Genomic DNA, 16,630 nt, shown 5'->3' on the forward strand with positions numbered 1-16,630 from the left:
GTTTATAGAGACGGTTCAGGAAGGGTTATCGTTTAAACTCTACCCTTATCAGCCAGGTGTAGCGGGCATTTGTTTGTTGGCTAATTTGTCCCGGTTCAAATTCAGAATTTTGAATGGCTTTAATAACCGCTTCTTCACATCCGTATCCGATTCGCTGAATTATTTCAAAATTTGAAGTGCTGCCATCTTCATTTATGGTGAACAGAATACTTACCATCCCCTCAATATTGTTTTCAATAGCCTCACTAGGATACTCAATTCTATTTCTCAGTGCCCGGTTTCCGCCTTCAAGGACAGGAATGGAATGTACAATGACAGTTTGGGATGACTCTTTGGAAGAGTCCTGAGTTTCTGATGTTACGGATGAGGAAGGTCTGGAGATTGGAGAGGAGCCTTGATAATCAATAATTACCCTCGGTCCACAAGAAATAAGAAAGAATGATAAAGCAGTAAGTAAAAATAAGTATCTGAACATAATCGAAGAGGTGCTGAATTTTTGCAGATGCTACGAAAGTTTATCCAATAATTCTCGGGCTCGTTCTAAATTCCACCGGTCAATATCATTCCTTGGGGTGATTTGCACTATGTCTTTAAGTGTTTGAATGGCTTTGCTGTTTTCTCCGGCGCGTTCGTAATGGCGGGCCAAATCCAGTTTATAGCGCAAGGCTTGTTCAGGCTGAAGACGCATGGCTTTTTGCATGTATTCTACTGCTTTCTGGTTGGAGGCACCCTCCGGTAATCCGTTTGAAAACAAACCAGCCGCAAATTGTCTGGCTGATCCCACATTCGCTATTTTGCTATGCCACAGCCCCAGCAAGTGCCAGGCAGGTGCGTATTCGGGCAGCAGCTCAACAGCCTTTTCAGCATGTTTCTTCACGATATAGGATTTTTTAATGCGGGTTTGTGAATCGGAAAGATCAGAAATTCGACCGTTGGCTACGGCATACACAAAGTGGGAATAGCCCTTGTTGGGGTAGAGCTCCAGGGTTTTCTCAGCATAGGTTAAAGCCTTCTGATAATTCTCCATCATTTCTTTTTCGGAATCGTAGCGGTAACCTACCCGGGCATAAATAAGGCTGGTGTGCCAAAGAGCTTCAAAGTTATTGGGCTCTGCTTTTAAAACATCCAGGTAGGCTGCGAGAGCTTGCTGCTCAAGGGATTGGTTAAAGTAAGAGTGAGCCGTTTTTAGAAGAGAGTCGGGATGAGTGTTTTGCTGAGCCTGAGTATAACCGAACGTAGCTGAAAGCACTAAAGAACATAAAAGAAAATAACGGTATGTATTTTTCATAAATAGTTTTTGTCTTTCTACTGATTCCAGGGCAACAAGTTTCTCGGTTTTCAAACAAAGGAAATACTTGAAAACTTGCCAGTTATCGGCTAAACAATTAGTATTGCTGTGATCTTTCAAGTTCTAAATAAAACTACTTTGAGCCCTGAAAAGTTTGCTGTATGGTTCGTTTTCTCACTGTTGGCTTTGCTGTTAGCAGGGTGTGATAACTCACTGGAGCCACTCGATAGAGACACTGGGGTGTATTCCATCTACGGATCACTTGACGTAAATAAAAACCGGAACGAGATCCGGGTCCGGGATTTAAATGTGCCATTTAATACCGATGCAACCGCTGAAATTGATGCTGCCGTCACACTTGAAAACCTGAACTCCGGCTTGGTGGAAGCTCTCGATTCGGAACGGTTTTTTGAGGCCGGGGTTTACCATCATAATTTTATAGTTACTCAGAATATAGAGCCCTATGCGGATTATCAGCTTACAGTAACACGTTCTGACGGAGAGCAGGTAATCCTGACCACCACTGCTCCCACCTACCCGGCTCCGGTAGCAGAGCCCGTCAATGAAAAGTGTTATACCCCAATAGAAATAACTTTTGAGCCGGTGTATGAAACTACCATAGCTTTTTTTATTGAATTTCAGCCTAGGGATGTCAGAAAAACCAGGCTGGGGCCATTTGTAATAAGGAATGATTCAGAACTTACAGGTGAAGCAGCAACATACACCTTCACACCGGTAGATTTAATGAAATTGGTACCCGGCACCTTGGGGCGGTATAGATGCACGGACCTGATCATACCCCGATTCGAATTCTACTACGCCCATTACAGCCCCGGTTTCTATGAATCCATTGTAGATAATCCTTTCGATGCCTTTGAAAGCACTCAACGATTCGGGGCTTATTATGAAGATCAGTTGTTTGTTCCAATCGATACCGGCCGGGTGTGTCCGCCGGATTGTGTAAGGTGAATGATTCTATGAGATGTAAACATACATATGCCCGATACATGAAAATACTTAGCAGCGTGTTACTGTTGGTGATTTGTGGTTTCACAGAACTCCGGGCGCAGGATGAAGCTCTTTTACGAATCGTGGTAATTTCCGAAGCAGATGGAAGTCCGCTTGTTGCAGCGAATGTGCTTATTTATGAGCCGGGAGAAGAGGAGCTGTTGCTCAACTGCGTAACCAATCCCACCGGCTTTTGTGAGATACGGGACATTGAGGCGGCCCGGGAATATGAATTGCGTATTTCATACGTAGGCTTTTCCGCTTATTCCGAAATATTGACTTTTGAAGAGGGAGAGCGAAAAACACTGCGGGTTGAACTGGAAGAATCCGTGGGTGATATGGGGGAAGAGCTAACGGTTCGGGGAGAACGTGTAATTACCACCGGAGAGGCCGGTGTGCGGAGAGTGAGTACCGTAGATATATCCAGGGTTCCAACCCCGGGCGTGGATGGCGACCTGGTTTCTTACCTGCAAACGGAACCGGGCGTTGTTACAACCGGAGACCGTGGGGGTGATTTATTTATTCGGGGAGGCACACCCGATCAAAATCTTGTGCTGGTAGATAACCTGCCCATTGCCAAACCCTTTCATGTATCCAATCTGTTTTCAGCTTTCTCTGATGAGGTAATTCAAAGCGCGGACGTGTATGCCGGAGGGTATGGCTCTGAATACACCAATGCCATGTCTGCAGTAATCGACATCAACCTGCGTTCCGGGAATTTCCGGGAGTACACAGGTAGCGGGGCTGTCAGTCCGTATATGGTTTCGCTGCAGGCAGAAGGTCCGTTGGTTAACGACCGGCATTCATTCCTGGTGATGGGCCGGAAATCCACCATCGAAGGATTAGCACCGACCATTATCAACGATGAAGTGCCGATCAATTTTGCTGATTTTGTAGGGCGTTATACCCTTCAGGCCGATAACATGACCTGTAATGTGACCGGCATCTATACCTTCGACAGCGGTGAAGTGGTTCCTACCCAACAGCTGCGCAGCGAGTGGTCGAATACCGTTTTGGGAGGAAGGTGCCTCGCCTACGACCCCGGCCTCAAATATCCCATTGAGATAACCGCAGGCTATTCCGGATTTTATAATGCGGAACGCTCAAATGAAGTACGGGAAAGATACTCAAGCCTGAACCAGGTGTACCTTAATGTGAATATGCGCGAGCAGTTATGGGATGTGCCCCTGATTTATGGTTTTGGAGTAAACTTTCGTTCCTACGACGTAGTTCTGAGTGAAAAATTCACGGAGATAGAATCGGTAAGCCGTCTCATTCCGATTATGAATATGTTTGTTTCCGGGAACTGGGAAATCAGCGACCGTTTTGAGCTGCAGCCGGGAATTACCACACACTTTTCGGTCGATCATTACGGAGGGCTGGAACCACGGCTGCGTTTTGCATGGAAGCCGGATGGAAGCAGCCGTCAGGAGCTGAGTATTGCAGCCGGAAAATACGTACAGCTTTTTTCGGGTGTGGGTGATCAGCGGGATGTGGGGTCGGTATTTACGGTTCTGCAACCCATTAAGCTGGCTGATAAAGTCCCGCAGTCTTATCATGGAATTGTGGGTTATCAGCAAAAATTAGGGGCTGCTTTTGTGGCTAATGTGGAAGGCTATGCCAAGACCTACAAAAACATTCCGGTTTCCAAGTGGACACCTACAGCTCGTATTCAGCTGGAGACGGCCAATGCCAAGGGGTTGGCATATGGTTTTGACGTCCGTCTTCGGTTTCAGCAATCAAATTTCTTTATGTCGGCCGGATATGGGTGGTCTGAAATTACATACGAGGCTATTACCGGAGACCTGGGCGCCTGGATTGTGGAGCCCATTTTTGAGTATTCTCCGGCCCACGACCAGCGCCATAAACTGAATGTGCTAACCAGTTATACTTTTGGCGGGTTTACAGCAAACCTTCGGTGGGAGCTGGGGAGCGGTAAACCCTATACCCAAATTTTCGGCTACGATTTTGAAGTACTGGTTCCGGCGCAGGATGTAACCCAAATACCGGGACGGGCACGAACGTTATACAGCCGCCCCTTCGGAGAGCGCATGCCGTACTACCATCGCATGGATGTATCCCTCAGCAGAGGGTTTCCAATTTCCAGCCAGTGGCTGCTTGAGGCCGAAACCGGGGTCATTAATACCTATGACAGAAGCAATGTCTTCAATTTTGATATCAACACACTGCAGCGGGTAAACCAAACACCGTTGTTTCCATACCTGTCGGTGAAGTTGAGTATGGAGTAAGATTCATTTAGCTTCTTTCTTCAAAAAAAAAAATAACTTTGGGCAAACTGCAATAAGAATAAAAGTTTTTATGTAACATTTTTTAAGTGACTTGCTCTTGATGGTTACACTGAAATAAAGAGAGGTTAGAATTCAGTGTATTACACCACAATAAAATTCAAGAAAAATGAAAACACTAAATAATCTTCCAAATATAATTCTCGGGGTACTTATTGTCTTGGTTACAGTGTCTGTTTCTGAAACCAAAACCAATGAAAACAAAAATAGTATAAACTCTGAATTAGACAGGGCCGAAATCACTTTTACCTTAAATGGAACCGTAACCAGCGACCATCCTGAACTTTCATGGAATACTTGTGCTGGGACTAACCTATATGAGTTACATCGACTACCTGCACCAGCTTTAGGTGGTGCCAGTAAGTCCGCAACTTTCTCTTTCTCCTCTTCAGATTCCCATTTGGACGTTGATGTAAATGGTGCACAATTGGGTTCTGGTTTGTACCAAGTCCGCTACGTAGTTAAAGCGTAACATCAGGGAGTAGACAATGGAGAAGCATATAAGTATTTGTATTGTACTTCAAATCCCGTTGATTATACTGCTGATTCAGTAGATTAAAGTATTAGTCATATCATTTAAAATGTTTCTTTACAAAAATTCGAAAACTAAACTATTCGTTTGGTGGGTTACAGGTATTTTCTTGCTGGGTGGAATTCTACTCTCCTGCGATAATACCTTAGACCCACTGAACGAAGAGGTCGGCATTTTTTCTATTTATGGAGCATTAGACCTAGATGACTCTACGCATTACATCCGGGTTCGTGATCTTAATGCGCCGTTCACAGCAGAAGCTACTCGGAAAATAGATGCTGAAGTTACCTTTGAAAACCTTGATTTGGGAACTTCCCTGACTTTACAAGGCGAACGAAAAGAATACGATGGCATGTACCTGCATAATTTCTTGATCAACGGTGAAATACAGCCCGATACAGAATATCGCATCACTGCGAGAAGGTCAGATGGCGCAACTACTTCTGTCTCAGTTACGACTCCTGTCCGATCACAAGTTCTTGCTGCACCAATCGATCAAAATTGTTATACCCCAATAGAAGTTGAATTTGAGCCTTTAAAATCGGGGACCATCTCTTATTTTGTTGCCTATTCTTACCTCAATGATTTAAGAATACCCGTTCAAGGTGTTTTAAAAAGTGAAGAAAACAGCTCCGAAAGGGTCTCCTTTACTTTTACTCCTATCGACTTGGTATCCAGATTAATAAATCAAAGTGGCAACTTGAACTGCAGCGATATGGATAATGAAATTTTTTACCTCTATTACACACATTATAGTTCAGGCTTTTATGAAAAGATCATGAATGACCCCTTTGATATCCTGCAGAGTACCCAAAGACTCGGCTCATTGTATCAGGATGTATTTGAAATCCCGATCGACACTTCCAGAGTGTGTCCCCAGGATTGTTAAACAGAGTTCCCGATTTAAATGAAACTTTCAAAAACTGCATATATCATTACCCTTGGAGTACTTTTATTGGGCATACTTAAGCTTTCTTGCGATAACAACCTACAAGTTTTGGACGAAGAAACCGGCCTATATTCCATCTACGGAAATTTGGATATGGATGAACAGACCAACTACATTCGTATTCGGGATTTGAATACGCCCTTCACCAAACAAGCCACCGAAACAATTGACGCCAAAGTAACGCTCGAGAATATAGACACCGGTGCTGGTGAGATCCTGCAAAGCGAACGCGGGGAGTACCAGGATATGTACCTCCATAATTTTGTGGTGAATGGAGATATAGAGCCCGACACCGAATACCGGGTTACCGTTCAGCGTTCGGATGGAGCCTCCGTCTCGGAATCTTTTTTAACTCCAACTAAGCCCACTTCTTTTGTTACTCCGCAAAATCAAAAATGTCATATCCCGATTAAGATTTCAATTGAACCATTAAATGGAGGAACGGTTGTATTTCGTTTTGGCACAACACCAAATAAAAATGGTTCGTGGACCCAAGACTTTATATTTGGCCCGGATCATTACGGTAATTCAACTTCAATAAACCCGGAATTTACACCTCTGTATTTAGCACAAAGAGCTACCCAAAGCACTTCATTTTCATGTGAAGTGCTATTTGAAAATGAAGCTTTATATGTTTGGTTGGAACATTATGCTCCCGGTTTTTATGAAAAAGCAACCGATGAGCTGGATCTACCGGATGACATTCTGGGAAACACCTGGCTTTTGGGGGCTTATTATGAAGAAATTTTTGCCATTCCTGTCAACACCTCAGCTGATAAATATTAAACTTGAACAGATGACCTTGTTTAGAAAATGTATAAAACACCGGTATCAGTATGTGGCTTTTGCTTTCCTGACCCTGCTAATAGTGCTGACTATAATTCCAGCTGCTTATGCACAGCAAACTTCATTATTAAGAGTAGTTGTGCTTTCTGAGGAAGATGGAAACCCGCTTGTGGGCTCTAATGTAGTATTGTACCTGCCGGGCGGTGAGCGGTTACTTTATAACTGCGTAACCAACAGCGACGGCTTTTGTGAGATACGCAATATTGATGCTAATCGCGAATATGAACTTCGTATTTCTTATATAGGTTTTGCCGCTCACTGGCAGAAACTTAATTTTGAAAAGGGGGAACGCAAAACGCTTCGTATTGACCTTGAGCCTGAAGTAGGGGAAATTAACGAATTTACAGTACAAGGCAATCGAGAAATTACTACCGGAGAGGTGGGCATACGCAGAATCGGGAATGAAGATGTTGCACGTATCCCAACGCCCGGTGTAGACGGTGATCTGGTTTCGTACATCCAAACCGTTCCGGGGGTCGTTTCTACCGGAGACCGTGGTGGTGATCTCTACATTCGAGGTGGCACTCCCGAACAAAACAAAATTCTGGTAGATAATCTTCCTGTCATAAAACCTTTTCACATATCAAATATGTTCTCGGCTTTCTCTGAAGAGGTCGTTCAAAATGCTGAAATGTATGCGGGAGGATTTGGAGCAGAGTACTCCGGTGCTACATCCTCTGTTATTGATATAAACCTGCGTCCTGGAAATATGCGTAATTTTAGTGGAAGTGGAGCAGTAAGCCCGTACTTAGTGTCACTCCAGCTTGAGGGGCCGGTTAAAACCGATCGACAGTCCATTCTTTTTACTGCCCGAACTTCCGCTATAGAGGAAGTAGCGCCATCTCTGATTGGCAAGGAGGTTCCCATTCAATTCAGCGATATTATTGGCAGATATACAATTCAAGAGGACAATATTTCTTGCAATATAACCGGTATACTTACAGAGGACAGCGGTGAGGTTGTACCCGATAGGCAAGTGGTTCATTCCTGGACCAACTCAGTGTTGGGAGCTCGTTGTTTGGGCTACGATCCCAGATTTGAATACCCAATAGAAATCAGTGTGGGTTATACAGGCTTTGAAAATAAGGAAGGAACGACAGCTACTACCGAGCGGTACTCTGCCATCCGACAGTTTTATGTAAATACCAATTTAAAAGAAAAGCCCTTTGGTATTCCTGTCAATTATGGGTTTGGGGTCAATTTGAGAACTTATGACATAAAACTGGATGAACAATTCACAAATTATACTTCTCTGGATCGGGTAGTCCCTGTTATTAATGTATTTCTTTCAGTTCCGTGGAAACCAAACAATAAATGGGCTTTTCAGCCGGGCCTGACCTCTCAAATTTCACTGGATACACCAGTAAGCTTTGAACCCAGATTACGTATGTCGTGGCAACCTGACGGAACAAATCGGCAACAGCTGAGTTTTGCGGCTGGGAGATACGTTCAGTTTATGAGTGGGGTAAGTGATCAAAGAGATATAGGAACGGTATTTACTGTTTTACAACCTATTAATTCCGGTGATCCTCTTCCCTCATCTTTGCATGGGATAGTTGGGTATCAACAAAAGATCGGAAATGCCTTTATTGCTAATGTTGAAGGATATGTGAAAGATCATAAAAACATCCCGGTATCGAAGTGGGAACCGGAAGCTCGACTTCAAATTGAAACAGCACTCGCCGATGGATTTTCTTACGGTTTCGATGTACGATTTAGATATTCCAATTATCCATTTTTCGTGTCTTCAGGCTATGGTTGGTCGGTTGTTGAGTATGAAGCTGTTTCTGGAGACCTTGGGGCTTGGATTGAAGAACCGGTGTTCAAATATTATCCCGCCCATGATCAGCGTCATAAATTAAACACTGTTATTGGATACCAATTTGCAGGTTTTGAGGCAAATATGCGCTGGGAATTGGGCAGCGGAAAGCCATATACAAGGGTATTTGGATTTGACCTTTCAGTTCGGGTTCCGGCTGAGGATGTTGTGGATGACCCCGGACAGGTGCGAACGTTATACAGCCGACCATTCGGTGAGCGTTTACCTTATTATCACCGGTTAGATGTATCCCTGAATCGAAAGTTTAGCATTTCCGGGGGATGGTCACTTTCAGCAGAAACCGGGGTAATCAATGCTTACAATAGAAATAATGTTTTCAATTATGACCTGAACACACTGCAGCGGGTAAACCAAACACCGCTGTTTCCTTATCTGTCGGTTAAGCTGAGTAAGAATTAATCTTTTACTTTGTCTCACTGGAACAAATATTAAGTTATTTTTTAATTAATTGAGTCAGCAAAAGCTTAAGTCATCTGAACGGGGCTAATCCGTAAAATAATAGTTCTGATTTTTCTGAGATTCTCTTTATATTTAAAGTCTTTTCGGATAAGAAATTGAATGCAAAATATCCTAATTCATGAAACGCACGTATCAACCAAGTAACAAGAAGCGAAAGAACAAGCACGGTTTCCGCGAACGCATGTCTACCAAAAATGGACGTAAGACATTGAAAAACCGTCGCAAGAAAGGCCGTCATAAGCTAACCGTTAGCGATGAGAGAAAAGGAGCCAAGTAACCATACGGATTCTCCTGATCGCAGATTTACTTTATCTAAATCTCATATTTTACGTGGCAGGCGAAATTTTGAGGAGCTGTTTTCAAGCTCCTCTCTTCTTACTTCCAAAGAAGTAAATCTTAGATACCGCACGTACCCCGATGCTGATAAGAATGTTCTTGTTGGCTTCATCGCTCCAAAAAAAATCGGTAACGCTGTTAAACGTATTCGCGCCAAGCGACTGCTACGCGAAGCTTACCGACTTAACCAACATATCATTACCGAATTGCCGGAAATAACAGAAATGGGACTCCACTACGTTTTCATGGCAAAACATGCTAATCTGACTTTTGATATGGCCGAGCGCAGCGTCACCGACTTACTCAAACAGTTACGCTCAACACTGACTTCCAAACCTTCACCTATTTAAACATCTGTACTTTTGGATAAGAATACCGCAACCGGATTTGTCTTAATTTTTCTACTCATGCTGGGATGGTTTTATTTCACAATGCCATCCGAAGAAGAACTGGCAAACCAGCGAAGAGAGCAGGCCGTGCAAGACAGTCTTGCTCAAGTTGAGCAAAACCGACAAGATTCTTTAGAGCAAATAGCTGAAGCTGAATCACAAAATCAGCAAACCCAACCCCGGGAACAGTCTATAAGTCAGGATGATGACGAAGTTCCGAGTGTAAGGGGATTATTCGGGAGCAGCCCGGTAACCGAAGAAGCAGAAATTGAAGTTACGACACCGCTTTATACTGTAACCTTTACCAATCGCGGGGCAGGTCCTAATTCATTTATTCTCAATAATTATGACACATGGGACGGCCGTCCGGTTCAGCTGATTGCGGATACAGCCCATTCTGCCTATAACATCGGGTTTTTATCTACAGAAAATTACAATGTAGAAACACAAAATATTCTATTTGAGCAGGTTACCCGGGGTTCAAGCATGAATATTGCATCCGGTGAGCAGCGGGAAATTCGTTATGAACTTCAGCTTCAGGATGGACGTGAAGTTATACTTACTTATTTGCTGAATGGCAATAATTACGAGATTGATGTTGATGTTCAGTTTGTTGGACTTCAGGATTATGTGGTTGGAAGAAGTATCGATTTCGGATGGACATCCCCGCTTCGTTTCACAGAAAAAGATCACACCCAGGATGCCCTTGCCACTTCTGCCTATGTATATGCCGGAGGCGAGCTGGAGCAATTTAAGCTGGATGAGGCCGGCCGCGAAGAAACCACCATCAACGGAAATATTGACTGGGCAGCTACCAAAACGAAATTTTTTACGCAGCTGATTAAGCCGATGTCGCCCACTGATGCGGCCATGCTGATTGGAGAAGTAACCGGTGCGGCAGATAATCAGAATACAGAACACCGCTATCGATCTTCGATTCGAACCGATTTAGATGAACAGGGAGCGACTTCTTTCCAGCTGTATGTGGGTCCGATGAAATACCGCGAAATCGTAAAAGTGGATGACCACGCCTACGATATGGTTGATATCGGCTGGAGCTGGCTGCGCTGGTTCTCCGATCCTTTTGTGAAGTGGCTGGTAATTCCCTTCTTTGAATTTCTGTCAGGCTTTATTTCCAACTTTGGGGTAATCATCATTGTATTTGCGGCGCTGGTTAAGCTGGTTCTTTCACCGCTTACCTATAAGAGTTACAAGAGTATGGCCGCTATGGGTGAGTTGCAGCCTCAGATGAAGGAGATACAGGAGAAGTACAAAGACAATCCGCAGAAGCAGCAAAAAGCGACGATGGATCTGTACCGTAAGAACAAGGTAAATCCATTGGGCGGTTGTTTGCCTAACCTGCTGCAGTTCCCGATTTTGATTACCCTCTGGCGTTATTTCCAGAACTCGATTCTAATTCGTCAGGAAGAATTTCTATGGGCAACTGACCTGTCAGCTCCGGATTATATTTTAAGCCTGCCGTTCAGTATTCCGTTTTTGGGCGAACAAATTGCCGGTTTTGTATTGTTGATGACCGCGGCGATGGTAGTGCAAAGTAAACTTACCGGTGGCATGAGCGGCGGTGGAGGAAGCAGCCCGATGGCCGGACAAATGAAGATGCTGCAATACATTTTCCCGGTAATGCTTTTATTTATTTTCAACAACTTTGCGGCCGGACTAAGCTTATACTACCTCGTATTCAACGTGCTGTCCATTATCCAGCAGTTCTTTATTAAGCGAAGCCTGCACGGGGATAAGGAAGAGGCCAAGGCGTAAGTCAGCTTTTAGCTTTCAGACTTCAGCTATCAGTAAAGTGAATAGAACTGATAGCTGAGGGCTGAAAGCTGTTTTATTTATTAGTAGGTTCTTTGTGATTTGTTTTAACCCGAATTCGCACTATTGCTAAGCAAAGCACTCTCACACTATCCTCAATTCCGGTTCAGAGATGGAGAAAAACGGCTCTGGAATCCTATTCTGAAAAAAACCTTTGCCATTCGTCCCGAGGAGCAGGTTCGCTTGGCTTTGGTGGACTACCTGATACTGGAAGCCGGGATGTCAGCTTCCCGAATTTCCTTTGAGAGCCCGGTAAAACTTCCCGGCGATAAATCCTCTTCCCGAACCGATATTATCTGTTATAACAATGAATTTAAGCCACAACTGTTGGTTGAATGCAAGGCACCTGATATCAAGCTGGATGAAAAAGCGGCCATTCAGGTAGCGAGGTATAATCAGAAAGTGGGAGCTCCTTATCTGCTCATTAGTAACGGCACACTCGACTTTTGGTTTGAAGTTGAAGGGGAAGAGGTGAAACTCTTGCCGGAGCTACCGGAAATATTTCAACCCACAAAAGAATTTTCGAAAGATTCAGAATACTGGGCAGAACGTGGATTTACAGCCCCCGGGTTAAGTCAGGAAGCAGAAGTATTCGTTGTTCAGTCATGCAAAAACCTGTTTAACGAACCCCATCAACCGGTGAAATACCTGGGATTTGATGATTTCCCACCGGAGTTTGCGCTCGCCCATTACTATCGCATTTTTGGGTTGAAAGAGAACAGAAGAGTAGGAGTAGCTTTATCGGTAAATGCATCCGGGGATACGCGTTTGAATGCCGTGCTGAATGAGAATGGAGCGAATACCGCCTTTTTGACCATCTCGTTAGATGCAGTTGCGGAGAATGAAAAGCAGGCGGCAGAGGTTCATTCAGGTAAAGGTGCCCAAAAGTTAGATCCGGTTGAGGAAATCGGTTTCGGCTTCGGGAGAAAAATTGAAGACTTGGTCACTGTTTTCCATGATGTGATGAGCCGATATTCCTGACGAGCCGGGTCGATATTAGTCCGGCATTTTGGTATTCTTGACATCCTTATAAACAATCAAATTCATACAGCAATGATGCATCAGAAGCACCGCGAAAAACTATTTTCATTATTTGATGAAGGCCAGAACGGAGTAGTATTTATACAGGGCTCCGACATCCTGTACCGGAATGAAACGGATTACGAATACCCGTTCCGGCAGGAGTCTAATTTTTGGTATTTGACGGGTGTGAATGAACCGGAATGTGCCCTTCTCCTGGATTTGAAGACAGAGGAATATCATCTTTTTGTTCCTAAACGCGATGCACAATATGCGGTGTGGCATGGCTATGTGAAATCGCTGGATACGTACAAGGAAGAATATGACCCCGATCATCTGCATTATGCCAATGAGATTCTGACGGTGCTCAATAAGATAAAGCCGGAGAAAGTGTACTGCCTGAATGAGGCAGATGCCGAACTGATTGAAGACCTGGATCGTGGATTTGAAGCCGATGTGGAAGCATTGCACGATGCCCTTACCTACTGCCGGGTGCTTAAGACCGACGAGGAGCTGGAGTACATGAGAAAAGCTGCGGCGGTGAATAACCTGGCACATACCGAGGTAATGAAAGCCATCAAGCCGGGCATGTATGAGTATGAGTTGAAGGCATTATTCACCAAAATTCAGTATGAAAATGGGCTGCAGCAAGACGCCTACAACGGAATATTTGCCGGTGGTAAAAACAGCGCAATCCTTCACTATGTAGAAAATACCAGTCAGATTAAAGACGGTGACTTATTCCTGCTGGATGCCGGTCATGAATATCAGGGCTATGCTTCGGATATCACCCGAACCTATCCTGCTAACGGAAAGTTTACCGACACCCAGGCTGCCGTATATGATGCTGTACTTGAAGCTTTGAATACATCAATTGAAAAAATTGAGCCTGGCGTAAAAATGGAAGACCTGCATATGCACGCTGCACGTACCATCATGGAAGGTTTGAAAGAAGCGGATTTAGTGACAGGTTCGATAGACGACATCATGGAAAACGATATTTTTGCCCTTTTCTTCCCTCACGGACTGGGACATTTCCTCGGTTTGGATACCCATGATGTGGGTGGATATCCGAAGGGAGTGGACCGTATTGATCGTCCGGGTATAAAATACCTTCGCGCCCGAAGAGACCTGCAGCTGGGTATGGTGGTAACCATTGAACCGGGCTGTTATTTTGTACCTGCACTTTTGATTCCGGCTATTGAAGATGATATCCAGTCTGAATTCCTTAATGCGGAAAAACTGACGAAAATGTTTGAGTTTGGCGGAATTCGTTTGGAGGATAACATTGTGGTAACCGATAATGGATACGAAAACCTGACGGATGTACCGAAAGAGAGAGCAGAAGTGGAGAAATTGATCGGGAGTTAGTTATTCGTTTATGCGCCCTTTGCGGAAACTTACGAATCTCTTTATCGGATTGGTTGATAAAATAATTCGTATTTTATCGGTGTCTTCAAATAAAAGTTCATACCAATGAGCAATAAAGAATTACTTAAGAGAGAAATTGAGAAAATACCTGAGCATAAAATTCAGGAAGTACTCGATTTTGTACAATTCCTTCTTGAAAAAGAAAGGGATCAGCTGGATGTATCTTTGGTTAGTGAACCTTCTCTAAAAAAAGATTGGTCGAAACCTGAAGAAGATGAGGCATGGAAACATTTGTAAGAGGCGATGTGGTTGTAGTGCCTTTCCCATTTTCAGACCTTTCACAGTCAAAAAGGAGACCAGCCCTTGTCATAAGGAATTTTGGTGAAGATCTATTGTTAGCTCAAATAACAAGCAAAACCATTAAAAATGACTTTGCTATTGAAATTAAGGAGACTGATTTCAACGAAGGTTCACTGAAAGTTGTTAGCAATGTCAGGCCCGAGAAACTTTTTACTTGCTCTAAGAATTTAATTCTATATAAAGCAGGTTCATTGAACAAGACTAAATTCGAAAAGATTATCAAAAAAATTACAGAAATTTTAAGTGGCTCGTAAAAAATTTGACATACCGGAAATGTACAAGTCGCCGATTATCCGGAAGGTAAAAGAGGCGACAAAAATCATGGACCCAATGAAAAAGGACCTGGAACCGACCTTGCTCGATTTCGGTCCGGTTCAGTTTTATATCCCTCGTTTTTTTGGATTTTGCTACGGCGTGGAAAATGCTATTGATATTGCTTACCGAACGGTGGCCGAAAATCCGGATAAGAATATATACCTGCTCAGTGAAATGATTCACAACCCAACCGTTAATGAGGATTTGCTTAAAAAGGGAGTGAAATTTTTATTCGATACGGATGGAACCGAACGCATTCCAATTTCTTCCCTTAATGCTGATGATATTGTAATTGTTCCAGCCTTTGGTACGACCATCGAGATTCAGGAGCAATTGAAAGAGGTAGGAATTGACCCGTATCAATACAATACAACCTGTCCGTTTGTGGAAAAAGTCTGGAAGCGGGGAAAACAGCTTGGCAAGAAAGATTACAGCCTGGTGGTGCACGGAAAGCATCAGCATGAGGAAACGCGGGCTACCTTCTCACACAGTGCCGATCATTCCGAAGTGGTAGTGGTACTGAATCCTGAAGAGGCACAAATACTGGCAGATATTTTAACGGAAGACCGACCCTTATCTGACTTTGAGAAGTACTTTGGGCATAAATCAACACCCGGATTCAACCCATTGGAAGATATGATCCGTTTTGGGGTGATTAATCAAACCACGATGCTGGCTACGGAAACCCAAAGGGTAATGGAGATACTCAGGGAAGCCGCCATCAAACGGTACGGCGAAGCCGATATCCTCGATCATTTTGCAGACACATCAGACACGCTTTGTTATGCAACTAATGAAAACCAATCGGCAACCTTAGCTCTTGCTGAAACCGATTCCGATTTGGCAATTGTAGTTGGTGGCTATAATTCATCCAACACCATGCACCTGGTTGAGATTCTGGAGCATCAGTTTCCTACCTATCATGTCCGGGATAAAGGCGAGCTTTCACCGGGTACCATCAAACACTTCAACCAGTGGGATAAAGAAATGAAGGAGAGCAACAACTGGCTGCCTTCTGGTAAAGAACCTTTAAAAATTGCGCTCACTTCAGGAGCATCCTGCCCGGACATCCTGGTAGATGAAGTTCTGCTACAGGTGCTCGATTATTTTGAAGGAACCCGGGAAGCGGATGAAGTTATAGCTCCCTTCGAGGATAAAATGGAAGCTGAAGAAGCTTAATGTGGTCAATCGTTATCGGTTAGTGGTCAGGCGCGAGAAACGATTAACGAATACCCCAATAACGAATTAACGAAAACATGTGGATACAGAAAGAAATTAAACTTTCACCTAAGCCCAGAGGATTCCACATCGTTACCGATGAAATTTTGAGAGAGATACCGGAAATCAAAAACATCCAAACCGGGCTTGCTCATATCTTTATTCAACACACCAGTGCGGCACTTACCATCAATGAGAATGCGGACCCATCAGTACGAAGGGATTTTGAAACCCATTTCAACCGCGCCGTTCCTGAAGATACCTCTCTGTATGAGCATACGCTGGAAGGCACCGACGACATGACTTCCCACATCAAAAGTTCACTGCTTGGTTCATCTGTTTCTATTCCAATCACAAATGGCCGTTTTAATCTCGGAACCTGGCAAGGGATTTATTTGTGTGAGCACCGGAACCATGGAGGTTCCAGAAAACTGGTTGTTACCCTCAGCGGTGAGTAAGTCACATTGGCTTTAATACGGAGTATTTTGTACCGTAACCCGGTAATTGACTCAGCAACATATTTGAGCTGTTCTAAGAGTCTGTGTTATAAAAAATTGCGA

General features: G+C 43.8%; 17 protein-coding genes. 15 read left to right on the forward strand and 2 right to left on the reverse strand.

The annotated features are described in order from the left end of the window. Positions 1 to 25: 25 nt before the first annotated feature. Both ABFW99_RS09045 and ABFW99_RS09050 read right to left on the reverse strand, forming a co-directional pair. Complete coding sequence (locus tag ABFW99_RS09045; protein ID WP_349353699.1) at positions 26 to 475, reverse strand: energy transducer TonB; 450 nt, start codon at positions 473 to 475, stop codon at positions 26 to 28. Positions 476 to 505: 30 nt separating this feature from the next. Continuing rightward, complete coding sequence (locus tag ABFW99_RS09050; protein WP_349353700.1) at positions 506 to 1,288, reverse strand: tetratricopeptide repeat protein; 783 nt, start codon at positions 1,286 to 1,288, stop codon at positions 506 to 508. A gap of 138 nt (positions 1,289 to 1,426) precedes the next feature. On the opposite strand from ABFW99_RS09050, the gene ABFW99_RS09055 reads away from it, so the two are divergent. The 15 genes from ABFW99_RS09055 (at position 1,427) to ABFW99_RS09125 (ending at position 16,528) form a co-directional block, all read left to right on the forward strand. After that, positions 1,427 to 2,257 carry a hypothetical protein gene (locus tag ABFW99_RS09055; RefSeq protein ID WP_349353701.1) on the forward strand — a complete coding sequence of 277 codons (831 nt, stop codon included), beginning with the start codon at positions 1,427 to 1,429 and terminating at the stop codon, positions 2,255 to 2,257. 38 nt (positions 2,258 to 2,295) lie between these two features. Further along, positions 2,296 to 4,545 carry a TonB-dependent receptor gene (locus tag ABFW99_RS09060; protein WP_349353702.1) on the forward strand — a complete coding sequence of 750 codons (2,250 nt, stop codon included), beginning with the start codon at positions 2,296 to 2,298 and terminating at the stop codon, positions 4,543 to 4,545. A gap of 166 nt (positions 4,546 to 4,711) precedes the next feature. After that, positions 4,712 to 5,074: a hypothetical protein gene (locus ABFW99_RS09065; protein ID WP_349353703.1), complete on the forward strand. Its 363-nt coding sequence runs from the start codon at positions 4,712 to 4,714 to the stop codon at positions 5,072 to 5,074. 109 nt (positions 5,075 to 5,183) lie between these two features. Then, complete coding sequence (locus ABFW99_RS09070) at positions 5,184 to 6,023, forward strand: hypothetical protein (protein ID WP_349353704.1); 840 nt, start codon at positions 5,184 to 5,186, stop codon at positions 6,021 to 6,023. Between the two features lie 18 nt (positions 6,024 to 6,041). After that, entirely contained in the window at positions 6,042 to 6,869 is an 828-nt protein-coding gene (locus ABFW99_RS09075) for a hypothetical protein (protein WP_349353705.1), read from the forward strand. 10 nt (positions 6,870 to 6,879) lie between these two features. Continuing rightward, the gene (locus tag ABFW99_RS09080) at positions 6,880 to 9,168 is read left to right on the forward strand and encodes a TonB-dependent receptor (RefSeq protein WP_349353706.1); all 2,289 of its coding nucleotides are present in this window, start codon (positions 6,880 to 6,882) and stop codon (positions 9,166 to 9,168) included. A 178-nt stretch (positions 9,169 to 9,346) separates the two neighbouring features. Next, positions 9,347 to 9,505: a 50S ribosomal protein L34 gene (gene rpmH / locus ABFW99_RS09085; RefSeq protein WP_255133485.1), complete on the forward strand. Its 159-nt coding sequence runs from the start codon at positions 9,347 to 9,349 to the stop codon at positions 9,503 to 9,505. After that, complete coding sequence (locus ABFW99_RS09090; RefSeq protein ID WP_349353707.1) at positions 9,483 to 9,914, forward strand: ribonuclease P protein component; 432 nt, start codon at positions 9,483 to 9,485, stop codon at positions 9,912 to 9,914. The genes rpmH and ABFW99_RS09090 overlap by 23 nt, the downstream gene beginning before the upstream one ends. Before the next feature lie 12 nt (positions 9,915 to 9,926). Continuing rightward, entirely contained in the window at positions 9,927 to 11,729 is a 1,803-nt protein-coding gene (gene yidC, locus ABFW99_RS09095) for a membrane protein insertase YidC (protein ID WP_440707481.1), read from the forward strand. 123 nt (positions 11,730 to 11,852) lie between these two features. After that, on the forward strand, positions 11,853 to 12,767 hold the full coding sequence (locus tag ABFW99_RS09100; RefSeq protein WP_349353709.1) for a type I restriction enzyme HsdR N-terminal domain-containing protein: 915 nt from the start codon (positions 11,853 to 11,855) through the stop codon (positions 12,765 to 12,767). Between the two features lie 72 nt (positions 12,768 to 12,839). Further along, the gene (locus tag ABFW99_RS09105) at positions 12,840 to 14,177 is read left to right on the forward strand and encodes an aminopeptidase P family protein (RefSeq protein ID WP_349353710.1); all 1,338 of its coding nucleotides are present in this window, start codon (positions 12,840 to 12,842) and stop codon (positions 14,175 to 14,177) included. A gap of 105 nt (positions 14,178 to 14,282) precedes the next feature. Beyond that, entirely contained in the window at positions 14,283 to 14,474 is a 192-nt protein-coding gene (locus tag ABFW99_RS09110) for a DUF2281 domain-containing protein (protein ID WP_349353711.1), read from the forward strand. Further along, positions 14,459 to 14,791 carry a type II toxin-antitoxin system PemK/MazF family toxin gene (locus tag ABFW99_RS09115; protein ID WP_349353712.1) on the forward strand — a complete coding sequence of 111 codons (333 nt, stop codon included), beginning with the start codon at positions 14,459 to 14,461 and terminating at the stop codon, positions 14,789 to 14,791. Before ABFW99_RS09110 ends, ABFW99_RS09115 begins: the two co-directional genes overlap by 16 nt. Positions 14,792 to 14,810: 19 nt before the next feature. After that, complete coding sequence (gene ispH, locus ABFW99_RS09120; RefSeq protein WP_349353750.1) at positions 14,811 to 16,031, forward strand: 4-hydroxy-3-methylbut-2-enyl diphosphate reductase; 1,221 nt, start codon at positions 14,811 to 14,813, stop codon at positions 16,029 to 16,031. A 77-nt stretch (positions 16,032 to 16,108) separates the two neighbouring features. Next, positions 16,109 to 16,528 carry a secondary thiamine-phosphate synthase enzyme YjbQ gene (locus tag ABFW99_RS09125; protein ID WP_349353713.1) on the forward strand — a complete coding sequence of 140 codons (420 nt, stop codon included), beginning with the start codon at positions 16,109 to 16,111 and terminating at the stop codon, positions 16,526 to 16,528. Positions 16,529 to 16,630: the final 102 nt, after the last annotated feature.

The organism is Gracilimonas sp. BCB1 (assembly GCF_040117685.2).
Lineage (GTDB): Bacteria > Bacteroidota > Rhodothermia > Balneolales > Balneolaceae > Gracilimonas.

Bases quoted from the DNA above. Each gene is read 5' to 3' on its own strand.
- ABFW99_RS09045 (WP_349353699.1), bottom strand. From the start codon at position 475: ATGTTCAGATACTTATTTTTACTTACTGCTTTATCATTCTTTCTTATT.
- ABFW99_RS09050 (WP_349353700.1), bottom strand. From the start codon at position 1,288: ATGAAAAATACATACCGTTATTTTCTTTTATGTTCTTTAGTGCTTTCA.
- ABFW99_RS09060 (WP_349353702.1), top strand. From the start codon at position 2,296: ATGAAAATACTTAGCAGCGTGTTACTGTTGGTGATTTGTGGTTTCACA.
- ABFW99_RS09065 (WP_349353703.1), top strand. From the start codon at position 4,712: ATGAAAACACTAAATAATCTTCCAAATATAATTCTCGGGGTACTTATT.
- ABFW99_RS09070 (WP_349353704.1), top strand. From the start codon at position 5,184: ATGTTTCTTTACAAAAATTCGAAAACTAAACTATTCGTTTGGTGGGTT.
- ABFW99_RS09075 (WP_349353705.1), top strand. From the start codon at position 6,042: ATGAAACTTTCAAAAACTGCATATATCATTACCCTTGGAGTACTTTTA.
- ABFW99_RS09080 (WP_349353706.1), top strand. From the start codon at position 6,880: ATGACCTTGTTTAGAAAATGTATAAAACACCGGTATCAGTATGTGGCT.
- rpmH (WP_255133485.1), top strand. From the start codon at position 9,347: ATGAAACGCACGTATCAACCAAGTAACAAGAAGCGAAAGAACAAGCAC.
- ABFW99_RS09090 (WP_349353707.1), top strand. From the start codon at position 9,483: ATGAGAGAAAAGGAGCCAAGTAACCATACGGATTCTCCTGATCGCAGA.
- ABFW99_RS09105 (WP_349353710.1), top strand. From the start codon at position 12,840: ATGATGCATCAGAAGCACCGCGAAAAACTATTTTCATTATTTGATGAA.
- ABFW99_RS09110 (WP_349353711.1), top strand. From the start codon at position 14,283: ATGAGCAATAAAGAATTACTTAAGAGAGAAATTGAGAAAATACCTGAG.
- ABFW99_RS09115 (WP_349353712.1), top strand. From the start codon at position 14,459: ATGGAAACATTTGTAAGAGGCGATGTGGTTGTAGTGCCTTTCCCATTT.
- ispH (WP_349353750.1), top strand. From the start codon at position 14,811: ATGTACAAGTCGCCGATTATCCGGAAGGTAAAAGAGGCGACAAAAATC.
- ABFW99_RS09125 (WP_349353713.1), top strand. From the start codon at position 16,109: ATGTGGATACAGAAAGAAATTAAACTTTCACCTAAGCCCAGAGGATTC.